22 protein-coding genes are annotated in these 24,606 nt (G+C 45.6%); 5 read left to right on the top strand and 17 right to left on the bottom strand.

Features of this window, described 5'->3' with window-relative positions; genetic code table 11:
- Window positions 1-9 precede the first annotated feature (9 nt).
- From B4G81_RS12500 to B4G81_RS12480, 5 genes are all read left to right on the top strand, one after another.
- Window positions 10-597 carry an RNA polymerase sigma-70 factor gene (locus tag B4G81_RS12500; protein WP_414703203.1) on the top strand — a complete coding sequence of 196 codons (588 nt, stop codon included), beginning with the start codon at window positions 10-12 and terminating at the stop codon, window positions 595-597.
- A 70-nt stretch (window positions 598-667) separates the two neighbouring features.
- Window positions 668-1,642 (top strand): FecR family protein, encoded by a 975-nt coding sequence (locus tag B4G81_RS12495; RefSeq protein WP_294082997.1) that lies wholly within the window; start codon window positions 668-670, stop codon window positions 1,640-1,642.
- Between the two features lie 305 nt (window positions 1,643-1,947).
- On the top strand, window positions 1,948-5,250 hold the full coding sequence (locus B4G81_RS12490; protein ID WP_294082995.1) for a TonB-dependent receptor: 3,303 nt from the start codon (window positions 1,948-1,950) through the stop codon (window positions 5,248-5,250).
- Window positions 5,251-5,264: 14 nt separating this feature from the next.
- Window positions 5,265-6,983: a RagB/SusD family nutrient uptake outer membrane protein gene (locus tag B4G81_RS12485; RefSeq protein WP_294082993.1), complete on the top strand. Its 1,719-nt coding sequence runs from the start codon at window positions 5,265-5,267 to the stop codon at window positions 6,981-6,983.
- A gap of 56 nt (window positions 6,984-7,039) precedes the next feature.
- Complete coding sequence (locus tag B4G81_RS12480; protein ID WP_294082991.1) at window positions 7,040-8,467, top strand: Gfo/Idh/MocA family protein; 1,428 nt, start codon at window positions 7,040-7,042, stop codon at window positions 8,465-8,467.
- Here the strand turns inward: B4G81_RS12480 and B4G81_RS12475 are convergent.
- The 17 genes from B4G81_RS12475 to B4G81_RS12395 all read right to left on the bottom strand — a co-directional run bounded on the left by B4G81_RS12475 (window position 8,464) and on the right by B4G81_RS12395 (window position 24,581).
- Window positions 8,464-9,249, bottom strand: coding sequence for a TrmH family RNA methyltransferase (locus B4G81_RS12475; protein ID WP_294082989.1), 786 nt, complete (start codon window positions 9,247-9,249; stop codon window positions 8,464-8,466). The genes B4G81_RS12480 and B4G81_RS12475 overlap by 4 nt on opposite strands.
- Before the next feature lie 57 nt (window positions 9,250-9,306).
- Window positions 9,307-10,350: an NAD-dependent epimerase/dehydratase family protein gene (locus tag B4G81_RS12470; protein ID WP_294082987.1), complete on the bottom strand. Its 1,044-nt coding sequence runs from the start codon at window positions 10,348-10,350 to the stop codon at window positions 9,307-9,309.
- 12 nt (window positions 10,351-10,362) lie between these two features.
- Window positions 10,363-11,685, bottom strand: a complete 1,323-nt coding sequence (locus B4G81_RS12465) for a UDP-glucose dehydrogenase family protein (RefSeq protein ID WP_294082985.1) — start codon at window positions 11,683-11,685, stop codon at window positions 10,363-10,365.
- Between the two features lie 17 nt (window positions 11,686-11,702).
- Window positions 11,703-12,233: a pyridoxamine 5'-phosphate oxidase family protein gene (locus tag B4G81_RS12460; RefSeq protein WP_294082983.1), complete on the bottom strand. Its 531-nt coding sequence runs from the start codon at window positions 12,231-12,233 to the stop codon at window positions 11,703-11,705.
- Window positions 12,234-12,236: 3 nt separating this feature from the next.
- Window positions 12,237-13,361 carry a glycoside hydrolase family 43 protein gene (locus B4G81_RS12455; protein ID WP_294082981.1) on the bottom strand — a complete coding sequence of 375 codons (1,125 nt, stop codon included), beginning with the start codon at window positions 13,359-13,361 and terminating at the stop codon, window positions 12,237-12,239.
- A 172-nt stretch (window positions 13,362-13,533) separates the two neighbouring features.
- Window positions 13,534-13,878 carry a 50S ribosomal protein L20 gene (gene rplT, locus B4G81_RS12450; protein ID WP_294082980.1) on the bottom strand — a complete coding sequence of 115 codons (345 nt, stop codon included), beginning with the start codon at window positions 13,876-13,878 and terminating at the stop codon, window positions 13,534-13,536.
- A gap of 101 nt (window positions 13,879-13,979) precedes the next feature.
- On the bottom strand, window positions 13,980-14,177 hold the full coding sequence (rpmI, locus tag B4G81_RS12445) for a 50S ribosomal protein L35 (RefSeq protein WP_294082979.1): 198 nt from the start codon (window positions 14,175-14,177) through the stop codon (window positions 13,980-13,982).
- A gap of 99 nt (window positions 14,178-14,276) precedes the next feature.
- Window positions 14,277-16,634 carry a GumC family protein gene (locus tag B4G81_RS12440; RefSeq protein ID WP_294082975.1) on the bottom strand — a complete coding sequence of 786 codons (2,358 nt, stop codon included), beginning with the start codon at window positions 16,632-16,634 and terminating at the stop codon, window positions 14,277-14,279.
- 4 nt (window positions 16,635-16,638) lie between these two features.
- Window positions 16,639-17,442, bottom strand: a complete 804-nt coding sequence (locus B4G81_RS12435) for a polysaccharide biosynthesis/export family protein (RefSeq protein WP_294082972.1) — start codon at window positions 17,440-17,442, stop codon at window positions 16,639-16,641.
- A gap of 649 nt (window positions 17,443-18,091) precedes the next feature.
- Window positions 18,092-18,616, bottom strand: coding sequence for a hypothetical protein (locus B4G81_RS12430; protein WP_294082970.1), 525 nt, complete (start codon window positions 18,614-18,616; stop codon window positions 18,092-18,094).
- A 13-nt stretch (window positions 18,617-18,629) separates the two neighbouring features.
- Window positions 18,630-19,343: an ImmA/IrrE family metallo-endopeptidase gene (locus B4G81_RS12425; RefSeq protein WP_294082968.1), complete on the bottom strand. Its 714-nt coding sequence runs from the start codon at window positions 19,341-19,343 to the stop codon at window positions 18,630-18,632.
- Entirely contained in the window at window positions 19,340-19,669 is a 330-nt protein-coding gene (locus tag B4G81_RS12420) for a helix-turn-helix domain-containing protein (RefSeq protein WP_294082966.1), read from the bottom strand. The genes B4G81_RS12425 and B4G81_RS12420 overlap by 4 nt, the downstream gene beginning before the upstream one ends.
- Before the next feature lie 742 nt (window positions 19,670-20,411).
- Complete coding sequence (locus B4G81_RS12415) at window positions 20,412-20,804, bottom strand: WbuC family cupin fold metalloprotein (protein ID WP_294082964.1); 393 nt, start codon at window positions 20,802-20,804, stop codon at window positions 20,412-20,414.
- A gap of 95 nt (window positions 20,805-20,899) precedes the next feature.
- Window positions 20,900-21,571 (bottom strand): sugar transferase, encoded by a 672-nt coding sequence (locus B4G81_RS12410; protein ID WP_294082962.1) that lies wholly within the window; start codon window positions 21,569-21,571, stop codon window positions 20,900-20,902.
- Between the two features lie 5 nt (window positions 21,572-21,576).
- Complete coding sequence (locus B4G81_RS12405) at window positions 21,577-22,785, bottom strand: polysaccharide biosynthesis protein (protein ID WP_294083020.1); 1,209 nt, start codon at window positions 22,783-22,785, stop codon at window positions 21,577-21,579.
- Window positions 22,786-22,789: 4 nt separating this feature from the next.
- A complete protein-coding gene (locus B4G81_RS12400) occupies window positions 22,790-23,947 on the bottom strand; it encodes a LegC family aminotransferase (protein WP_294082959.1) in 1,158 nt (385 codons plus the stop codon).
- A gap of 16 nt (window positions 23,948-23,963) precedes the next feature.
- Window positions 23,964-24,581 (bottom strand): acetyltransferase, encoded by a 618-nt coding sequence (locus tag B4G81_RS12395; RefSeq protein ID WP_294082957.1) that lies wholly within the window; start codon window positions 24,579-24,581, stop codon window positions 23,964-23,966.
- Between the last annotated feature and the right edge of the window lie 25 nt (window positions 24,582-24,606).

The raw sequence follows: 24,606 nt of genomic DNA, 5'->3' as shown, positions 1-24,606 counted from the left end.
TTTGAACTAATGAACAAGATGTTTGATGAAGTAAAAGAACTCAGGGCATTGAGTAAGGGTTCGGATAAAGCGTTCGAGAATATTTACAAACAATATTCCGGAAAGCTGTACAACTTCATTATGGCAATTTCACATGGCGATCACTATATTGCAGAAGAGGTCGTGCAATCCACGTTTATCAAATTATGGGAAGTGAGGGAGCAAGTTGACACAAGAAAATCGATATTATCTTACCTTTCCTCCATCGCTAAAAATAGTCTGTTCAATAAGTACCAGCACCAAATTGTTGAGTTTCTATACCAACAGTTCTTATTGAAAGAACAACCTGTATACGATACATTTATAGAAAAAGAAATCGACAAAAAATGGCTTGAGAACTATGTAGATGAATTGATAGAACAACTACCCCCCTCGCGCAAAAGAATTTTCATCTTGCGACGAAAAGAAGAGTTTTCGACGAAAGAGATTGCCGATATAATGCAAATATCCATAAGCACAGTGGAAACACAACTCTCACTGGCTACAAAATTCATAAAGAGGCAGTTCGAAAAAAATTATGACAAACTATTTATTCTCTGCTTGATGTCGTTAATTTAATATAATTAATAATGGGTAAATAGAGGGAAGTGAGGCCTAAACTGTATTCTTAATACATGGGAGAAAAATAATGGAGGACAACCAGTACATACGTCTATTTGAGAAATACCTGCGAAAAGAAATTTCGGAGCCGGAATTGCAATTACTCGCTGGTGCACTCCGGAATAACGCCCGGATTCAATCTATTTTAGACAACGAACTGATGAATGCCAGTCCGGAAATGGACGAAGAAATGTCTAAACTTCTGTTTGCCTCTATCCACGCCTCCATCTCCCACAAAAAAAGATCTTTTTTCCCGGTAATGGACTGGAAAAAAACGTTGCGATGGGCGGCAGTGATCATGCTTCCCTTTATCTCAGCCTTTTCGGTATATTTTTTGATGACCAATCATATCGAAGAGCCCGCCCTTATCACTATTACAGCAGATAAAGGGGAAAAAGCCTCCATCGTGCTTGCCGATGGTAGTAGGGCATGGCTCAATTCCGAATCGACGCTTTCCTATAACGAGACTTTCAGCCGTAAAAATCGGAATGTATATCTATCGGGTGAAGCTTTCTTTGAAGTGTCAAAAGACACAAAATATCCGTTTACTGTGAAAACAAAAGAGATGGATATTGAAGCATTGGGAACCTCTTTCAACGTGACAGCTTATGACGATAGCCAACTCTTTTCTTCTGTGTTACTGGAAGGGAAAGTAAGAGTAACAGCCCACGGCTTAGAGCACGTCTTAGAAAAAAATGAACGTGCAATATATAACAAAAGAGATGGAACACTTACTACCGACATGGTATATGCTTCCTATTTCACAGAATGGAAAAATGGGAATCTTTACTTTCAAAATAATTCACTTGAGGAAATTGCCATTACCCTGTCACGTGTATTCAACGTAGATATCCGTTTTGCATCAGATGAACTGCGTGCTCTCCGTTTCTCGGGGACACTCTGCAGCAGTAGTATCATCAATACTTTAGACTTACTCACCCTTACCTCCCCAATGTGCTATAAAATGAACGGTACAACCATCGAACTGTACTACAAAAAGTGATCGTATACATTTCTCAGACATTACACCTTAAAATCATCCTTCTTTTTTATCGACAGTAAGAAGAAACTTCCTTTTTTGTCACTCTTGATATTACACAACATCGCATTACTAAATAATGATAATAAAAGTTAACCAATTAGCGGATTTTTTATATTATCCTGTAATAATATAACAGGTAGAATGAAAAATTTCATCTACTCTGTTACTAAAAAAGTTCAGTTTTCTATGTTGAGCAGGGTAAGGAAACAAACTCTACCTCCACTGCAGAGAGCAGGCAATTTTTAAATTTTTTAAATTAATTATCTATGAGGAAAACTTTATTTCGAGAAAAAGGCCTATCCGCAAAAACCATCTTATGTTTGCTATTATGGCTCATCACAAGTCAGGTTTTTTCACAAATCACCATTAATGTGCAAAACCAACCGTTAGTAGAAGCATTGAAAGCAGTTGAACGTGTTAGTGATTACAGATTCTTCTATAACGAAACACTTCCGGAGCTGGAAAAGAGCACCACTGTGCGGTTAACAGATTCTGATATCGATAATGCGATGCGCCAAATACTCGCAGGTACGAATATCGATTACAGCAAAAGTGATAATAACATTATCGCGTTATTCCAAAAGGAAGTACCGGAACAACAAGCTCACACATCAGACCAGAAAAAAGAAGTCTCTGTGAAGGGAAATATTGTGGATGCTTATGGAGAACCGGTTATCGGTGCCACCGTAGTGGATAAGAATAATCCTACGGTGGGAACGGTGACCGATTTCGACGGAAACTTTTCACTTGATGTTCCGAGTGGAGCAATCTTGTTAGTTTCTTACATCGGTTATCAGGACGTGGAAATATCGACTGCAGGAAAAACATTTGTCGATATCATATTGCAAGAAGATACCCGTCAATTGGATGAATTGGTGGTTGTGGGTTATACCGTGCAACGTCGTGAAAGTTTGACGGGTTCGCTGCAAACTGTTTCCAGCGAGAAATTAAGGAATATCACTTCCCCCTCTACCGAAAACATGCTTAATTCAAAAGCTCCGGGTGTATATGTAGCTCCCGGATCAGGACAACCCGGATCAACAGGAACCATTATTATCCGTGGTAAGTCGACTGTAAATGGGAGTACCGATCCCCTTTGGGTAATCGACGGTGTGATAGTGGGTAGCAGCTCCGGTTCACTCAATCCCGCTGATATCGAGTCGATCACCATCTTGAAGGATGCAGCTTCCACCGCCATCTACGGTTCTCAGGGAGCCAATGGCGTAATCGTAGTCACCACCAAAAGCCCCAAAGTCGACAAACTGACCATCGACCTTACAGCCAAGGCGGGAGTCAGCAATTTGATGAGGGGAAATCTCAAGATGATGAATGGAGCGGAAATGTATGATTACTTCAAATCATTTAGCAATCAGGAGGAAATCTTATTTCCCCGCTGGAGCCCTGAGTTGAGAGACAATAACTTCAGCTGGTGGGATCTGGCTTCACAAACCGGATTCTTACAGGAATACAACCTCACCCTTTCCGGGGGAACAGAAAAAATGCGTTCCATGATTTCTGTCGGCATGTATGATGAGAGCGGTGCTGTGAAGGGATACGACTACACCCGCTATAACCTGTTGTACAAAACCGATTATCGTCCCTACGACTGGCTTACTATCAGGCCTTTTCTTTCCGGTTCGAGGCGCGATATCGACAATCGCCAATATTCGGTTAGCGCCATGTACTCTAATCTCCCGTGGGACAGCCCTTATGACGAAGATGGCAATATCGTGGGACATAGATCCCCCTTATGGGTAAACAGCAATAGCACCAATTATTTATACGACTTGCAATACAACTTCTCCGAATCAACGACCTATGAATTTATGGGTAATTTCGACTTTGATATCAAGTTGACCGACTGGCTGACATTCTCGTCTGTCAACAACATAAAATACCGGAACTATAAATCAAAATCGTATATAGATCCACGTTCGAATGCCGGTGAAGGGGTAAAAGGTCGTATCCAGGAATACCGTTCCGATATGACCCGCCGTTACACAAATCAGATGTTCCGTTTCAACAAATATTTTGATAAACACTCCATCAATGCCCTGTTGGCATATGAATTCAACGACTATTCAAGCAAGAGTGTCATAGCCACGGGAACCGGATTTGTACCCGGATTCGAAATACTTGACGTAGTGGCAAAGCCGGAAGCCACCGAGGGTGGTGTGTCGGAATGGGCGGTGCAATCGTTCTTCTCCAATGTTAATTATGCATACGACAACAAGTACCTGGCCCAACTTTCACTGCGCCGCGACGGAGCATCCAACTTCGGTGACAATGCCAAATATGGAAACTTCTTCTCTATCAGCGGTGGCTGGAATATTCACCGGGAAGATTTCTTCAATATCGATGTGGTGAACGAATTAAAACTGAGAGCAGCGTACGGTTCTGTAGGAAACCGACCGACTTCTCTCTACCCACAGTACGATTTATATAATGTCGCCACCAGCGCGAGCTATAACGGCAACTCCGGGGCATTGATCTCTCAAATAGGGAACAGGGACCTCACCTGGGAAAAATCCTATACCACCGGTCTCGGGCTCGACATCGCTTTATTTAATCGTCTGCGGATGACATTTGATTATTACCTCAAAAACACCAGCGACCTACTCTACCGGGTTCCGGTACCGGGCGTTGCGGGTGTTACCCGCGTATGGAGGAATGTAGGCGAGGTACGCAACAAAGGTTTTGAAGCCACCGCAAGCGTGGATATCATCAAGCAGAAAGATTTACTTTGGAGCGTGGATGCCAACATCGGCTTGAACCGCAATAAGGTAACAGAATTATATGGCGTGCGCGATCCGGAAACAGGCCAGGTGCCACCTATTATCGGCGGACGTACCAGTGTAAATATCGCCGGCTCGGCCCAGACTATCCTGCGCGAAGGAATTGATGCCGACACATGGTATCTCCCCGAATGGGCAGGTGTGAATCCTGAAAATGGCGCACCCCAGTGGTACAAGACCGTAACTGACGCCAATGGAAATACAACAAGGGAAATTACCGAAAAATATGCAGAAGCCGATCAGGTAGAAATGGGAGCCTATACTCCGAAATTCTTTGGAGGATTCTCCACAAGCCTCTATTGGAAAAATTTTGATCTCAACGCTGTCTTTGGCTATTCGGTAGGAGGAAAGATTTACAACTACACCCGTACCGAATATGACTCTGACGGTATCTATACCGATCGTAACCAGATGCGTCTGATGAAGGGATGGAGCCGCTGGGAAAAACCGGGTGATATCGCCACCCACCCCAAAGCAATGTATGAGAATAAATCCCAATCCAACAGTTTATCCTCCCGCTATCTGGAAAGTGGCTCCTATTTCAAAATGCGTACCCTCTCCTTAGGGTATAACTTTGAATTGCCGCAATACAACCTGTCAAATGTAAGGCTTTTCGTTACCGGTGAGAACCTTTTCACTATCACCGACTATTCGGGTATTGACCCTGAATTACCTTCATACGATGATGATGGAACACTTAAAGTTGTGGGAATCACAACTACTGTATACCCCACTACACGTAAATTCTTATTTGGCATCAATATCACATTTTAAAGAAGATTAATCATATGAAGAAATTAGTTATATGTATTTTATTGATCACAGGCATTGGTTTTTCTGCTTGCGATCTAGAGAGGTTACCCTACGGCTCCATGCCGGATGAAAGAATAAAGCAGGATCCGGACGGATCTCTTTCTACCCTGCTTAACGGAGCTTATGCGCAAATGAAAGGGTGGTCAGACGTAATGCACCGTTGTGGCGAATATGCAGGTGACAATATCATGATCCGCGGTTCGTCCACCGACGCGTTTTATGAATTTATCTCTTATTCTCGCACACCGAACAATGGTCGTCTCCAGTCGTTCTGGGACAACAGCTACAAAGCTATTGCCCAAGCATCCAATATCATATCGATGATTGAGGAAGGACAAAGTCCCGAAGTGGATAACCAGATTGGGGAAGCTTATTTCCTACGCGGTTTGATGTATTTCTATCTCTGCCGCGCGTACGGAAGACCTTATTTCCAGAATCCCGACAAAAACCTTGGAGTACCCATCGTGAACGGCACTCCAGAGAATGTGTTCGGTGATTTCCCCGATCGTGCTACAGTAGAAGACACCTACAAGCAATCCATTGCCGATTTGGAGAAAGCAGCCGCTTTATTGACTATCAACAAAGGACCTGTCTATGCCTCCAAAACGGCTGCACAAGCATTACTATCCCGTATCTACCTCTATATGAGCGGCACATACGAAAGTCCTAATACACAATACGCTGATCTGGCCTTGAAATATGCCGATGATGTAATCAATTCGGGAGAATATGCCTTGCTCTCGCGTGATCATTTCATGCGTTACAACGAGCTCACTCCTGAAAACAACAGCGAGACCATTTTTGCCATTAAACGTGTTGCTTCGGAGTTTTCGGGTTCTGCCCACTACTACGGCGTCGGAGGAATGTACGCTGTGATTGGCGGTATGGGCTGGGGTGAAATGTATGCCAGTGGCAAATACCTGAGTCTTCTCGATGAAACAGGACGTAACGACTGGGCAAACAACAAATTGGTAGACGCCCGCGCTGCCTTTATCGAACCACAGTATTCAGATGATAATGTAGATGTATTCCGGTTTATCAGGAATCTTTATAATGATGCCGGTGTACAGACCAATTACACATACATCCAAGCACCCATTACAAGGTCAGGGAATACCATCACATGTATAGATAATGAAAAAAACTATACATTGACACCGGTAGATGCAGAACAGGGTATCTATTCTATCAATTATGAAGACGGCAACACTTATACAGGTGTTATCGATAAATTAATGAAACTGAACCGTTCCCACCCGATGTTTTATATCGTGAAATGTTCACGCGAGGGAGAAGACTCCCATCTCCACTCTCCTATAATCACCCGATTGGCAGAGATGTATCTGAACAAAGCGGAAGCCGCTGCCAAGAAAGGTGATTATGAAACTGCACGTACTGCATTGAATATAGTACGCGAACGCTCACTCCCCGGCCAGGGATACACCACACTCACCGCAGCCAATGCAGATGAGATGATCGACAAAGAACGTCAATTGGAACTTGCCTTCCAGGCAGAACGCAGCTATGATGTATTCCGTAATGGCAAACCGCTCACGCGTCATTATCCCGGACCGCACAATGCGATGGAAGAAGTAGCACCCACCGACTACCGTGTCGTATACTATATACCTCAAGACGCGATCAATGCATACGTGGGTACAGGTAACCAACTGACTCAGAATCCAACAAAATAACACAATAAGCAGAAGGCTCCATTGGGTTGCCTTCTGCTATGTTACTCGAAATTATTATGCACAAAAAAACGATGACATTGGCCATATTAGTGGCTGTACTGTTCCTGCTCGGCTGCACAAGCGGCACACAGAGGACGAAAGAAGGAGATGAGAAGAGGCAACCTATCCGCACGGAAGTACCCGAACGTCCCGCGGGACAAAAAGACGTATTGGGTTTAGTTGCCGAGAAGATCGACACGGTGCGCGTCGGCTTTATCGGATTAGGGATGCGTGGCCCGGGCGCAGTGCAACGTTTCACCCATATCCCGGGGACGAAGATTGTGGCCCTGTGCGATAAACATGGAGACAGAGTGGAGAAGGCGCAGGGTATCCTCGAGAGGGCGGGTTTGCCACAGGCTGCTTCCTACAGCGGTAGCGAAGATGCCTGGAAAGAACTGTGCCAGCGTGAGGATATCGACCTGGTGTATATTGCCACCGACTGGAAACACCACGTCCCGATGATGGTTTATGCCATGAAGCAGGGCAAGCATGTGGCTTGCGAAGTACCGGCGGCGATGAATTTGGACGAAATCTGGGAGGTGGTGAATACCGCCGAACGGACACAAAAACATTGCATACAGTTGGAAAACTGCGTGTATGATTTTTTTGAACTTACCACACTTAATATGGCGCAACAGGGCCTTTTCGGCGAGGTGCTCCATACCGAGGGAGCCTATATCCACAACCTGAGCGATTTTTGGGATGCGTATGAAGGGGACTGGCGGATGCAGTTCAACAGGGAATTCCGTGGAGACGTGTATGCCACGCATGGTTTGGGCCCTGCTGCCCAAGTGCTGGACATACACCGTGGTGACAGGATGACCACCCTGGTGTCGATGGATACCAAACCGGTGAATATTCCCGAATACCTGATTGAGAAGAGGGGGGTGGACCGCGACAGCGCCTATCTTTTCGCCAACGGGCAGAACACGATGACGATGATCCGCACGGAAAAGGGTAAAACGATCCTTATCCAGCACGACGTGGCTTCACCTCGCCCCTACAGCCGTATGTATCAGGTGAGCGGCACGAAGGGGTTCGCGAACAAATACCCGAACCAGGGGTACGCCCTCGAAGAGGATATGGTGCCGGGAGAGGGTATGCCCGACCATGAGAACCTGAGTGCCCACAGTTATATGCCGAGGGAGGTGCGTGATATGCTGATGGACAAGTACAAGCACCGCATCCATCGCGAATTGGAAGAAAAAGCGAAGGAAGTGGGTGGCCACGGCGGCATGGACTTTATCATGGATTACCGTTTGGTGTATTGCCTTCGGAATGGTTTGCCCCTGGACATGGATGTGTATGACCTGGCGGAATGGTGTTGCCTAGGGGAGTTGAGTCGCATCTCGATGGAGAACAACAACTCTTCAGTAGAGGTGCCCGACTTTACCCGTGGTAACTGGAATAAAATACAGGGATTCAGGCATGCTTTTGTGGATTAAAACCCGCGCTGCCGCATCGCCTCGAAGGTAAGCACGGCAGTAGATACCGACACGTTAAGCGAATCAATTTTCCCGCGCATGGGGATTTTGATTCGCTTTGTCGCATGCCGGAGCCAGAAGTCGGACAACCCATCCGCTTCGGTACCCATCACGATGGCCGAAGGTCCGGTGAAATCTATCTCCTGATAAAATTCAGCCGCCTGCAATTCAGCCGCAAAAGATGATATATACTGTTTTTGTAACCATGCAAACGCCTCTTCGGAAGTGCAGACGGCCGTCTGTACGGTAAAAATCCCCCCCACGCTCGATCGTACTACATTGGGATTATAGAGGTCGGTCTGCGGGTCACATATAATCACCGCATCCACTGCGGCAGCATCGGCGGTACGGAGAATAGCACCCAAGTTACCCGGTTTCTCCACCGCCTCGAGCAGGATAAGGAACGGATTTCGAGAAAGCTGTAGGTCGTCCGGCGTATGCGGTCTTGGTTTCGCCAACGCCACTACTCCGTCGGAATTCTCCCGGTAGGCGATTTTGCTGAATACCGCCGGTGAGATATCACACACAATCTCCGGGGGCAGCACATCCAACAGATCGGGATATTTTGTCTTTTCAAACATTTCCCGGCATAGGTACACCGCCTCGGGACGATAACCGCTTTGCAGAGCCAATGACAGTTCCCGCGCCCCTTCAATCACGAAAAGCTGCTGATCCTTCCTCTCCTTGCTCTTCGATAACTTTACGATATTCTTTATCGCCGGATTCTGTAAACTTGTAATCATTTTATCCTCTTTATCACCTAGCCACTTAATCATCTTCCCACTCACCCACTTAGGCACTCAACCACCGGAACACCCATCATTCACATCTATCTGATAATACGCTTTATACCAATCCACAAAATTTCTCACCCCCTCTTTTATAGAAAACCCGGGGTTATAACCATACCGTTCTTTAAGTCCTGACACGTCCGCCCATGTTTGCCTGACATCACCCGGTTGCATCGGCAGCATCCTTTTCCGTGCTTTCTTACCCGTTGCATCCTCTATCTCCTCAATAAAACGGAGCAATTGCACCGGCCGGCTATTCCCGATATTAAAGAGTTGGCACTTTTCACCGTCGGTCCGGTCATCCTCAAGAATAAGAAGTACTCCTTTTATTATATCGTCGATATAAGTAAAATCCCTGGAGAGATCGCCATGGTTAAAAACATCAATCGGCCTGTCATTTAAAATGGCATCCGTAAAGAGGAAAAGTGCCATGTCGGGTCTCCCCCAAGGCCCGTAAACGGTAAAGAAACGCAACCCTGTCACCTGTATACCGAATAAATGGCTGTAGGCATACGCCATCAACTCATTGCTTTTTTTCGTAGCGGCGTACATGCTTATCGGATTATCCACCCGCTGCTCCGTAGAGAAGGGTACTTCCGTAGAATTCCCATATACACTGGAACTGCTGGCATAGATCAATCTGCCCACAGTATAGCGGCGGCAACATTCCAGGAGATTCACAAACCCCGCGATGTTACTGTCCACGTAAGCCATCGGATTCTCCAGGCTGTAGCGTACTCCTGCCTGGGCAGCCAGATTAACGACATAATCAAACTTCTCCTTCCCGAATAAAACAGGCAGATTGGTCCTGTCTTCAAGGTTCATCCTTACAAAACACAATTGTGTCCCGTACTTCGATGAAACCACCCGATTATTGAATTCCCGGGATGATTCCCTACTGATTCCCATTTCATCCAGGCGCCCATATTTCAAATTGACATCATAGTAGTCATTGATATTATCTATTCCCACAACCTGATGCCCTTTTTCCATCAGTTTTGTGCACAAGTGGTAGCCGATGAATCCCGCTGCCCCTGTAACCAGTATTCTCATGTGAAATTTCAGTTATTGTCCGATACCATAATAGGTAAATCCCCACTTGTCGATATCCTCCCTGTTATAAATATTCCTGCCATCAACGATCACGGGTGTCCTCAACAACCGTTTCAATATCTCCCAGTTGGGCATCCGGAATTCCTTCCACTCGGTAACCAGTACCAGTGCATCCGCACCCATCACCGCGCCGTAAGAATCTTCCGTAAAGACAACCCTGTCTCCGTTCTCCCCAACCCGTCGCCGGGCTTCGGGAACCGCAATAGGGTCATACGCCTTTACCTGTGCCCCGGCTTCTAACAGCTGATTGACCAGCACCAGTGAAGGGGCTTCGCGCATATCATCCGTCTCAGGTTTGAACGACAACCCCCATAAAGCGATGGTCTTTCCTTTTAAATCCCCGTTAAAATGCCTGTTCAATTTATCGAACAGTATCTCTTTCTGTTTCTCATTCACCGCCTCCACTGCTTTCAACACCTTCATGTCGTAACCATTCTTCTCCGCAGTCCTGATCAGGGCTTTCACATCCTTCGGGAAGCAACTGCCCCCGTATCCACAGCCGGGATAAAGGAATTTGCTCCCGATACGGGTATCGGATCCGATCCCTTTCCGCACCATATTCACATTGGCGCCCACCAACTCGCAGAGGTTCGCGATGTCATTCATAAAACTGATGCGGGTGGCAAGCATGGCATTGGCCGCATATTTTATCATTTCCGCCGAAGATATATCCGTGAAGATCATCCTGTAGTTGGTCAGCATGAAAGGCTTGTACAGGCGGTGTATCAGCTCGCGTGCCCTCTCCGATTCCGTGCCTACCACCACCCGGTCGGGCGACATGAAGTCCTGCACGGCATCGCCCTCTTTCAGGAACTCCGGATTGGAAGCCACATCAAAGGGGATATCCGCCCCCCTCTTCTCCAGTTCCTCCTGTATAACCGCCTTCACCCTCCGGGAAGTCCCCACGGGAACCGTGCTTTTGGTAACGATCAGAAGGTAGTTGCGCATATTCCTGCCGATCGTCCTTGCCACCTCCAGCACATACTTCAGGTCGGCGCTTCCATCCTCGTCGGGAGGTGTCCCTACGGCACTAAAGACAATTTCCACCTCATCCAGCACCGATTCCAGGTCTGTGGAAAAATTCAACCGTCCGGCTTTATAGTTACGGACAACCATCTCTTCCAGTCCCGGTTCGTAAATAGGAATGACCCCCTCCTTTAGTTGATCGATCTTTGCGGTATCGATATCGATACAATGCACTTCCGTCCCCATTTCAGCGAAACAGGTGCCTGTCACAAGGCCCACATAACCTGTTCCTACAACAGCTATCTTCATCCTTTTATATTATCCGGTTAGATATTTTTATGTTTGGCTGCATTTTTATATTTGGCAGCGTTTTTATATTTGGCAGCGTTTTTATTTGGTACCCCAAATTCGCGGGCAGTGATATCCTCGAGTTCCACCTTCCATATCTTCACATTCCTGACGGCGGGGGCGGAATAGTTGAATTCCCTGTCGGAATACTGGCGCATGATACAATTCAACGCCTTCACCTTCTCATCGAAATCCTCTTCAAAAACCACCCGGCCACAACAGATCACACTCTCTCCACGCATCCGGTAGCTGCAGGCCACCTCTTCGTCCTGCCATGCCAGGCCGGGTTCGGAACAGAATGTGATGCACACCTGCGGGTTCTTCTCCAGGATGGAGATCGAATGCCCTTCCTGCGCCGAATGCAGATACACCACACCCGGCTCATATCCGAAATTCATCGGCAACACATAAGGCTTCCCGTTCTCATCCGCCATTCCCACATGGCAAAGCCGGCAGCTCTTTATAATGCGTTCAATACGCTGTTCCTCTTCTATGGAATATGTACGCATGAATTACAATTCTTTCTCTGTGGTAGACGGTCCTTCCACGGTAAGCACTCCATTCTTGTCGATCTTCATCGCATCGAGAAAGACCACCCTCTCATCGCCGGTCTTCCGTGTACGTCCATGATACACGCAATACAACTTCCCGCCCTCTTTCGACCGGAACACCATATTATGTCCGGTGCCGGTGACATCACCTCCCGAGGCGGTATTTTTTTCAAGCACGGGGTTATTTGCCGCCTTTACAAATGGTCCCAGCGGATTGTCGGCAATCGCATAACCCACCGCATAATTCTCTCCACCGAAGAAATTGGCGGAATACATCATATAAATCTTACCGTCGTATTCAAAAGCGAATGATCCTTCGGTCCAACGGCGGTTGACCTCTCCCGACGTCACCGAGCGGCTCTCCCACTCCGTCTGCGGATCCTGCATGGTAGACGGAGGTTGTAAAAGCAATACCGGCTCACCGGTTACCGAGGTGAAATCATTCGATATCTCCACGCCATAAACCCAGCTCTCCTCGATCTCATCGAAGAGGTTTTCATCCCGGGCCCACCCGGCGACCTCGCTCTCCACGGGATGCTTATAGCAACAACGGGAATAATAGAGATACGTCTTACCATCATACTGCAGGATATTGGCATCGATGACAGGATATCCCGGATCGAACAGCGGTGCGTCGGATATCTCGGTAAACGGCCCGGTCGGTCGGTCGGCCACTGCCACCCCGATACGGAAATTTTCCAGTTCATGGGTAGGGTTTTCCTTCCAGTCGGCACTGAAAAACATATAATAACGACCATCAATTTCATACACCTCGGGTGCCCAGTAATTCCCTGCCGTCCACGAACCCGGCTGCTCCCCTGAATAGACTTGTCCCTCGAACTGCCAGTCGACCAGGTTGTCTGAACTGTAGGCACCGAATCCTTTTTCCACACCACCCGTGCCATACATATAATACTTCCCGTCGGAGGCAGAGAGGATAAACGGATCGCCAAACGCTACCGGAAGCGGATTTGCGTAGGTAACCGTACCGGAAGTGGTTTTCCCACCGGCATTACAACCCACCGGCAAAACGGCAATAATAAAGGCTGACAACAGCACTCCGGTTATTATCCTAAAAAGTTTCATAATGGTCATATAATTTATTTTATCTATCTATACAGCAAAGATAACTTCTACAAAACAATTTTACCCAATCATTGTTGAACAAAATGAGTTTTGTTCATTAGAAAAATAAAAAAGGAGAACCTCTTCAGATTCCCCTCTCTATTCCGTATCAGCCGGATGTGAAAAGCAACGGCTACTTCACTTTATCCACGATCGCCTTGAATGCTTCGGGATGGTTCATTGCCAAATCGGCAAGTACCTTGCGGTTGATTTCAATTTCATTTTTGTGCAACGCACCCATCAGGCGTGAATAAGACATGCCGTGTTCACGGGCGGCGGCGTTGATACGCTGAATCCACAATGCGCGGAAGTTGCGTTTTTTGTTTTTACGGTCGCGGTAGGCATAGGTAAGCCCTTTTTCCCACGTATTTTTGGCTACCGTCCACACATTCTTGCGGGCACCGATATAGCCTTTTGTTAATTTCAGAACTTTTTTTCTGCGGTTGCGTGATGCAACATGATTGACTGATCTTGGCATAATGTTACTTGTTTTGAATGATAGCGTCCCTGTCGTGCAGAGCTCTTGGTGGCATACATCCTGTTACTAAATCTCTTATTGGAAACTCGCCCGGGGAAGGATTACTTCATTCCCAGCAGCGTCTTGACACTGTTTAAGTCAGATTTGTGGACCAGACCGGTTTGCGTCAGATTTCTCTTTTGCTTTTTGGTCTTCTTCGTCAAAATATGACTCTTATAAGCATGTTTCCGCTTGATTTTTCCTGTTCCGGTAAGGGCGAACCTCTTTTTGGCACCGGAATTAGTCTTCATTTTTGGCATTTTGCTCTCCTTGAATTTGTTATTATTATTGTTCTTTTCCGTCTTTATCCGACAAAAAAGTTTGCAAAAGTAATGATTTTATTCTCGTTACACAAGGAATCACTCCTTTTTTTTCTTTTTCTCGTCCCGATAGCCATAGCCATAGGTGCGGCCATACCCGTAACCATAGCCATATCCGTAGCCATGGTGAAACTCATCCACATCATTCACCACCAACACCATGTTCTTCAATTTCTCATGTTGCATCAGCTCATTGGCATATCTTAGATTACCCTTGCTGGAGTAATTGGCACGGCACATATATACCGTGACATCCGACACCCGGTTGATAATGAGCGTATCAGTCACCTGACTGGCAGGAGCCGAGTCAATGATAATCAAGTCATAATCCTCTTTCAATTTTCCGATGGCTTTATCCAGCGACGGGCGAGACAACAACTCAGCCGGATTAGGAGGAATCGGTCCCGCGGGCAACACGAACAGGTAATCCGTCAATCCGGAAGGCACGATCAAACTATCCAGGTCTGTATTAAAACCCGACAGGTAATTCGTGAAGCCGTCCTTGGTTTCAAGTTTCAGATGCTCCGCCAAACGTGGAACACGCAAATCCAGTCCTACCAGCAACACCTTTTTTTCAAGCAAGGAGAGGCTGATGGCCGTATTCAACGCCACGAACGTTTTCCCTTCACCCGACACGGTAGAGGTGAATACCACCACCTTATTATCCGCCCCCAGGGTAAGCAGCAGGTTCGTACGCAGCATCCTGAATGCCTCATCAATCTGTCGGGTCTGGTTCTCTTTCACTGCCACGCTTTCCCCCTCATCAAACGCCGGTATATCTCCTAACAGAGGCACTTTCGAAATCCTTTCCACGTCAGAACGGCTTGTAATCCTGAAACTCAGGATATCTTTCAGGTAAATAAGTCCCATCGGGATCAACAAGCCCAGAAGTAAAGCCGCCAAGCCCACAATCATCGTCCGGGGCTCCACTTTACCTCCGTTGGCAGGTTCATCCAATACCTTCGCCTTATTGGCAAAAGCCGCCAATGCCAACGCATTCTCTTCCCGTTTCTGCAGCAGCATCAAAAAGAGGCTCGCCTTAATCTGTTGTTCGCGGGAGAGTTCCAGGAACTCCCTCTCCTGCGTGGGCACGTTGCTCACCCGCCCCCCGAACAAGTTCGCCTGGTTACGTGTTTCCCTCTGTCGGATTTGCAATCCTTGTTGTACACTATTGATTGAAGAGCTGATGCTTTGTCGCAGCCCCTCAATTTGCTCGTTGATCCTGCGCATGGCGGGATTGTCGTCCGTCATGCTCGAGGAGAGTCGTTCCCGTTCCAGCAATAGCCGGTTGTATTCCGAGGTAGTTGCCTGAAGCGAAGGATCATTCACCCCGACATTGGCAGGGATTGTCTTATTTTGGTTTGAAGGGTCCTTCATGTAATCATCCAGCGAGCTCACCACATTCAGTTGTGTTTCCACTTCCACTAATTGTTGCTCATAAACGCTACCCATCTGCATATCCCTCTGCAGGTCGGTCTGGATATCAGTCAGCCCCTTCGCTTGCTTATACTCTTCCACATTGCGCTCCGCCACACCCAGCTCCCGATCGATAATGGCTATACGTTCATCGATAAACCGCTGTGTATTCATCGCCTCCTGATTCTTATCCTTGATTGCGTCGTTGTTATACATCTCCACCAAGGTTGCCAGGAAATCACGCCCTTTCTGGGGATAAGGCGTTTTCAGGTCGATCTTCAACACTGAAGCATTTTTAGATGTCTGCGACACGGTGAGGTTTCTCCTGTAATCGCCAATCACCGCATTCGCATGCTGGATCATCACGCGCAATTCACGATAATCCGGCTTCCCCCCTTCCCTTCGGGTAAAGGTGATATTCCCGTATTCAGTCGCGATCAGTGCCGGGAGGCGTGTCAGCAGCGTATCAATGATTTGGTTTTCCAACTTCCCGCGCACTTGCACAGAAGAGTCACCCCTGAGCTGCATCTCCAACTCGATATTGGTAGTCAGTCGATCCTGATCAGCCTGATTCATCGCCACCACCACGGGACTTGATGTATACAAGTCGGTTTCCTTAACCCTTCCCTTTACGATATACGAGGTATGAAGGTTCAAGCGGTTAATCACGGAACGGATCAAAGAGCGGGATTGCAGGATAAATATCTCGTTATCCACATTGGTCACGGTACCCATCATCGTCAGCTCTTCCAACGTGCCTATTTGTGCGGGTCGTCCTTTAGCACTCTCTTTCAGCACGATAGAAGCGGTTACATTATATACCGGAGTAGTATATCTCAGATAGATAAAAGCGACCACCACGGCAACGGCCAACCCTGCCACAATCCATTTCCAGTATTTAATAAAAAGGGATACAAGATCCCAGAGGTTCAGACTGCCCTCCTCTTCTTGTTCTATAGTTTGCAAATTTGTTTCGTTCATTACTTCACTTTAATACATTGACTAAAAGGGTAGCTACCGAAATCAGTATAGAAGTTGTCGTCAACCATATTCCTGTAGCGGATCCGATCTCCGAGTTTTTCGCCTTTACCTTGTTCGGTTCCACATATACCACGTCGTTCTGTTGCAGGTAAAAGTTCGGTTCAAAGATAACGTTCTTATCGTTCAGATTCACCATAATCACCCGTTTATACCCCGCCTCATCTTCCCGTATGATCTTCACGTTATCGCGCCGCCCCCAAATCGTCAGATCCCCGGCCATGGCCAGTGCTTCAAACAGATTTACTTTCTCGTTTTGTATGGTAAAAGTATTTGGGCGGGCAACCTCTCCCAGTACTGAAATTTTATAGTTCACAAATTTCACCGTCACAACCGGTTCCTCTTTCAAGTAATGACTTAGCAATCCTTTAATTTTGGCTTCCGCTTCCCTTTTGGTAAGTCCTTTCAGCGTAATCATGCCCGCCACCGGGAACTCAATCTGCCCGTTGTTATCCACCAGGTACGATTGCAATTGCCCCTGGCTGCCCGATGAGGTATTCAAACCTGTGTTCAGTATGGGTGTCACGAGGTTAAACGGTTTCGACGCTTCCGGGTCAGTAGTGCTCACAGTCACCGTAAGCAGGTCTTTCGGCATGATAGTGGCATCGTAGAGGGGAACAGTCTGCAATCGATATTCATCCTCGGTTGTATTTTCCACCCCCTGCATGTAGGCCACATTCTTCGATGATCCGCAACCTGTCAAGAGGCTCATACCCACAATAACCACAAAAATAAATGTACATTTTCTCATTCGATTAAAACTAGTTATTTTCAATTGTTTTTTTCAAACGCCACAAAAATAATATAATTAATTCAAACTACCCGAATTCTATTCTTATAGAATCCTAACGCCCTTCGGTCATTTGCACAGCTATTCACCATATTATTCCTTTTCTCAGAAAGGACTTTCGAGCAGATCCCTGAACTATTTACACATCAGTTGGCTGTTGAAAAATACAATTACCGACATATTACCGATCAGGATATCAAATATTCGCTTTTTTAATTCGTACATGAATCTTACATGTTATGATCCAAATATTTTCCGGCTTCAACATGTTCAAGATTGGGGATATAATTCCTCTTTAATATGCGAATCTAAGGATAATTTGATATTTATTTGTTTACACTGAAAAGCGTCAAAACGATGAGGTGCTGAAAATAGTTTCGGATATGTAGAAAGCTCTTATTGATGATTACTTTACAATTTTCTTCCGTTGAAAAAAACGTACTCTCCACTGATATGGTATTGGGTTTCAAATCTTGTTGTCTTTCAGTTCTTCAATTGAGTATGGTTCTTTTCGCTTATGAATCATAAAGTGCATTGTTTGTTTGCAGTGTGTTTAATAAGAGTAATTCGCCATGTTCCATGTGCAAGGGTGAGATAAATTCTTCTTTGCTTATAATCGTAACCGTGGAGTAAATCCGCTCATCTTGGTTACCGGCAATTTGCTCCCTTTTGAAGTCACTTCTGCAATAAATCTATCGCATTCTTTTTCAGTCATTACTTTGGAGACCATCGCTTGATATAAAAAGTCTATCGTCGTAAAATAGGTGATTTTATTTTCTTCGCAATAGTCCACTATATCTTTCAGATTGCTGCTGGCCAAGACATCATTCCTGTATTTACAATATACCATGGAAGCACTTTCACCCAATCCGAATTTTTTCTGGAGAATTATAAATTCCTGCCGTTCCTCTTTTAATGGTTCCCATTTTTCAATGGTTATCGTTTTTAAGAGATTTACGGTATTCTGGATAATCACCCGGTGTGCCGCAGCTAACTCATGATCATATACCATGTTCAATATCACAAAAGAATACATTGGCAATATTTGGGGAAGCAAATTCAGGCAACCACCTTTAATAAAATGAATGATCACATCCGAATCTAAAATTACTTTTATTGATTTCCCGTTGCTCATGGCCTGTCACTGATTAGTCGTGGTTTTGAGTAGGATCAACCCCAATTTTTGATAAAAGCTCGACATAATGACCTTCCGAAATCTTCCCCCGTTCAAACAAGGCCCTTGCTCTTACCCCATAATCCCCGACGACTATGCCATTATTCCCAGGCAAATACAATGTAGTATCGTAACCATACTCTTTGGCGGAACGAACTACCGGTTTTTCTGTCAAGCGATTAAAAACATCATTGGATATTAGTTTCAGGAAACTTAATCGAACAAGCAATGCACCTCTCGATACCCCAAAATAATGCTCCAATTTCAACAAGGTAGCCAAAGATACATCTTTCACCATGAGTTCCGGTTCAGGTATCATTTTTTTGATCCCCATTTGAGGCATCAATAAAACGGAGGCAAAGAAATCGGCCTCTTTTTCCTGTTTCGATGAGTTTTTACTTCCCGGGTTGCAGTAATGAACCTCAAAAGTTTCCTGCACAAAAAGATGGTAAAGCTCATGTGCGATAGTAAAGTGTTGCCTGCCTATGGGATGATTTGCATTAATTAAGATAAACCGGCTGTTGTTCCTTTTTAAACACATCCCCGAGAAATCATCATCCAAAGGTCTGAACAGGGTGAGGATGTCTAATTTCAACAGCAGAGGCTTGACCTGAATGGGTTCGTCGGAAGATAATCCCCATTCAGATCTCAATTCACTGGCTCTTATTTCAATGATATCCTTCGTCATTCTTGTGCTATATATCCCATTTTCAGATATGATTTGACGACCTCTTTAAAAGAGGATATTTCCTTTAGATCCTCATCAGACAAGTCTTCCATCCTGAATGAACAGAGTAAAGCGTCCTTCACTTTTTCCGGATCCATTTCATAAAAGTCGGCAATATCCACACCATACAAATCAGATAACCTGATAAGTACAGGCAAGGGAGTTTCACGGCTGCCTATCTCATAGTTGGCTAAAGCGCCTCTCTCTATGGAGAGAAAAGAGGCGACCCTTTCTTGCGTAAATCCGGAAGCTTCCCTGAATGCTTTCAGATTGTTTGTTGTTTTCATTTTCACCTCTCAGTTAGTTTGATGTTGCAAATTTACAACAAATAAATCAACCATAATATTTTTGCAACGGATTTTCTTTTTTAATTAATTATTTTGTACTCAATTGCCCATGTTGACCTATCACCCCATGACTACCAAAAGAACTCCGAATATACTTTTATCTTCAAAGTGCCCTCCGGGAGAACGGAAGGGGTCAACATCACCGGAATACGCTGTCGTGTCATGGTTCCCCGCAAAAAAGATTTTTTTCAACAATAACTATCCATATATTTTAGAACTTCAGGTATGGGCAAACGATCAATATCCTGTTGGCTAAATCTTTCCTTTGCTTTTTGGGTGCTATATTGCTCCTCTTCTAATAGTAAGAATTTTTTACGTTGGGATCGGTCTTCTTCATGATAAATTCTGCAGCCATAATCCAGGTCCAATTCAAAATCAGACTCCTTTTTTACTGTAAATCAATAAAGTAAAAAATGGAAGGAAGCAGTGGGGCATTTGCCGGTGGGGACAATGATTTACGTAATTAAAAACTTCTGTAATGCTTTCATTGGCCCTTTCCATTTTTCCTCTAATTGTTAAAGGTGACATATAGAGCAAATTAACTTCTCCGTAATTTTATACATATCAATCTACTTCATTGGAGAGAAAATTAATCTTTTCTATTCGTATTTAAGTTTTGAGGCAACATGAGTATTTCTTAATTTTTCTAATTGCATTTTGTCTCCAGGTCCTGCTAAGTTCATCATCCCAAGATATCCTCTTTGCCGAAGGGGATGTAGGGGCCGTCTTTCACCTCGAAGAGCACGGTGCCCGGCTCCAGTACTTCCAGTGTGTGCCATTGCCCGGCGGGGAGATGAATGCCGTATTCTTTTTGTTTGGGGTCGATGATGGATTCACCGGTCAGTTCTTTCTTGTCGTTATAGAACAATACTTTCATGCTTCCGCGGAGGACGATGTATGTTTCGGCTGTATTCCGGTGCCGGTGGATTGGAAGGACTGTGCCCGGTTCGAGGGCGTTTAACAGCCTCTGTGCCTTGGCCTCGAGGCTGTCGTGCAGGTTGAAATTCATCCGCAGCCGTTCGCTTATTTTCGCCTTGGCTGTCACTTCGTCTAATAACTGTTCGTTGATCAGCATAACAAATCTATTATTTACTCTATGAATTAAACTACGTTTTGGAAATGGAATTACTTAATATAAAAGAAAAATAACTGCTACAATAGTATTACAGATCAGAAAGGTCTTTCGGGCAAGTCCTTGAACCATTTATACATCAGTTGGCTATTGGGAGATACAATTACCCATGCGGTAAGAACAATGAGTTTCATATCGGTCAAAAATGAGTGGTGTTGTTGATACCACTGCTCTAATCGTCCTTTGAAGGGATAAATCGTATTTTTGTAAAAATCCCATATATCACCACCGCGCTCTTTCACCCGGGTAATCAGTTCTTCCTCATCACGGAATATGATAGACCCGATTCCTGTCAATCCCGGTTTCACATTGTAGATGACTGCCCGGATATCCTCTGGATAAGCCTCGAAACTCTGCGGCATCACCGGACGCGGACCGACCACCGACATATCGCCGATCAGGATATTGATCAACTGCGGGAGTTCGTTAATTTTCGACTTTCTCAAGAATCCACCCATCGGTGTGGTGCGCGGATCTTTTTTCGTCGTGATAAATCCTCCGGGCATTTTGCTGCTGCCTTTTAACATGGTAGCAAACTTAAAAATATTAAACCGCCTGTTTTTATAACCTACGCGCTCCTGAAAATACCAGATCTCCCCCTCGCCCGTCAGTTTTAAGCCGATAATTACCGGAATTAGCAAAGGAGAAAGAATAATTAAAGCGATCGCCGAACTCAAAATATCAAATGTTCTCTTTGTAAATTCGTACATAGTTCTTACATTTTCTGGTCTAAACTTTTTCCGGTCTCAATATGTTCAAAGTTGGGGATATAATTTTTCAACAAGTTAACAATATCCGCCTTATTATAATCTCCCGAATTCATCAATTGCTTCAGTTCGTCCAGCGTACGGTTGACCTTGGATATCGGTTCCTTTTTCGCATTCTTCACCACTCCCAGCCCGTTGAAAGAAGTCATATCCAACTCGTCATTCTCCGTATAGAATTCTTCATACAATTTCTCTCCCGACGTGTCGGAAGAAAAATAATAGACAGGATAAGGATCGTGTGGAGACACGGCAGCCGCTTTCCGCTTGGCTTCCTCTTCCGAGCTGCATTGATTTGTCTTCCGTCCCATCACCCTAAAGAAATCTTCGGTTATATCCCGGAAATAGATCATCTTCTCTTCTTCCAGCTTAGGAAAAAGGATATCTCCACTTTCGCCGAGCATGCAAGCCAGCATACAGATCTGTCCGCTCTCTTCAGGTGAGACAAAAAAGCGTTTCACATCCGAAGGGCACGACAAGGGCTGCTTTTTCATTAGCCGCTCCATATAACCAGCCAGCAATGAACCGTTGGAAAAAGCCACATTGGCGAAACGTGCCGTAGCGATATGCAATCGGTCGCTATAAGCCATGATTACCTCCTCCATCAATTTTTTGGAAGCTCCCATCACATTTACCGGATTGGCCGCCTTGTCGGTCGAGACACAGAAGAAACGCTCCGGTTTATGTTCCAGCAACAAGTCCAGAAATGCTTTCGCCTTGAAAACGTTATTCTCGATCATCGCTTCGATGGAGTACTTATCCTTTTCCGAGCGCACATGCTTATGTGCCGCAAAATTAGCAACAATCTCGAAAGGGCCTTCGTTCACGAACATTTTTTTAAACACCTCATCGCCGAACGACATCGGATAAGTCTTATAATCATCAGGGATATACTGGTCTGGTTTACTGCGTAGATGACGCGTGAGTTCGGTCAACCCGTTCTCATTGGTATCTACCACATACAGTCGTCCGGGTTTAAACTGCAACACCGCTTCGATATACGACGACCCGATGGTACCCGCTCCACCGATCACCAATACCGATTTCCCGTCGATCCGTTCCGACAGTATCTCCCTGTAATTCTCGATATCTCTTAAAAAAAGGCTCTCCGGCCTTTTGGTAATATACTCCTTTATAAATTCCGGTATATCAATATACATCATCTTACCTGTTATAAAAATGTTTGATTTGCTCCACCACCTCTTCCAGTTCCTGTTGCGTGATACCTCCCGAACTTGGGATACTGATACAACTCTCATAGATGCCGGCAGCCACATTATCTTGGGAGACATATATTTTTTTGGCAAACATGGGAAGACTGTGCATCGGCACCCAAAAAGGGCGCGACTGTACCCCGTTGTTATTCAGGAACTGCAGCAACTCCCACATACGGGCGGTTTTAAAGGTAAACAACCAGCAATTGGTCTCTACCCCGTCCGGTACCTGCTGGAAAGTGATGTCCCCCACCCCTGCCAGCTCACTGCGGTAGAAAGCATCCATCTTCCTCTTGTTGGCCAACAGTGCCGGGAACTGTTCCATCTGCGCCACGCCGATAGCCGCCAATACGTTTACCAACCGGTAATTGTAGCCTATCTCATCATGGTAATATTCTTCGGGGCTTGCTTTGGCCTGGGTGGTCAGATGCTTGGCCTTTTTCGCCAGTTCCTCGTCATCGGTCACCATCATCCCTCCTCCACCGGCGGAGATAATTTTGTTTCCGTTGAAGCTGAACACTCCGAACTTCCCGAACCTGCCGGTATGCTTTCCCTTGTAGAACGACCCCAATGATTCGGTACTGTCCTCAATCACTGCGAGGTTATATTTCAGTGCGATGGAGAGCAACTTGTCCATATCCCCCACGTTCCCGAGCACATGTACAGGAACGATGGCTTTTAGCGGCCGACGTGTCGACTGCAAATAATAGCGACCTTCCTCTTCCCCCGCACCGGGATTTCCCGGATAAGCATTTTTTCCGAGAAAATCCTCCAGCAAATCCAGGTCCATCTGCCAGTTCTCCGGGTTCACATCCACCAGGATAGGTTCCGCACCTGTGTAGGTCACTGCGTTTAGTGTAGCCACGAAAGTAATGTTGGGCGCAATCACATGATCGCCCTGTTTCACCCCCGACAGCAATTGGGCGAGGTGCAACCCCGCCGTACCGTTCATACAAGCCACGCCATAGCGCGCACCCGTGTACTCCGCGATCATCTGTTCAAACCGATTCACATAAGAACCGGCAGAGGATATCCACCCCGTATCCAGACAATCTTTTACATATTCCCATTCGTTTCCGTTCAAATGGGGCACTGATAATGGAATCATATACGTTTTAATTATTTTATATTTTTTCTCTTGCAGGATTACCCACGATGGTCACTCCATCAGGCACATCATTAATCACCACCGACCCGGCACCGATAATTACATTATCTCCCACCACAACACCTTGCTTTATCACCGCATTGGCACCTACAAATGTTCTTTTCCCGATCTTCACATTCCCGGCCAAGACGGCTCCCGGTGCAATATGCGCATACTCGTCAATCACACATTCATGCTCCACCACACAGGCTGTATTCAAGATCACCCCTTTACCTATTTTCGCCAAAGGATTCACCATTACTCCGGCTCCAACAAGGATATTTGCATCAGGTTCGAGAGACGCTTTTTGAGAAACAATCGACCGTGGATGAATAAGATTCACAAACACCTTATCGGGAAATCTTTTCATGATTGTCTCTCTCAAATTATTACTACCAACAGAGACAAAGAGCACCCCATTTCTTTCAGAAGAGAGATACTCCTTCTCCTTTCCCAAATAATCCAGTTGGAAAGGATTGACCTGTTTCTCTTCCGTATCGCAGTAACCGACAATATCATAATTATTCAATAACGCATTATCGGCACACACGTAAGCATGCCCTGAATAACCGATAAGAATTAAATCTGTAAGCATAAGAACCTGTTTTGAATTTATAAAT

Origin of the sequence: Proteiniphilum sp. UBA5384 (genome assembly GCF_002410825.1) — a bacterium.
Taxonomy (GTDB): domain Bacteria; phylum Bacteroidota; class Bacteroidia; order Bacteroidales; family Dysgonomonadaceae; genus Proteiniphilum.
Note: the sequence above shows the minus strand (reverse complement) of the source record. Positions and strands in the feature narration are given on the sequence as shown.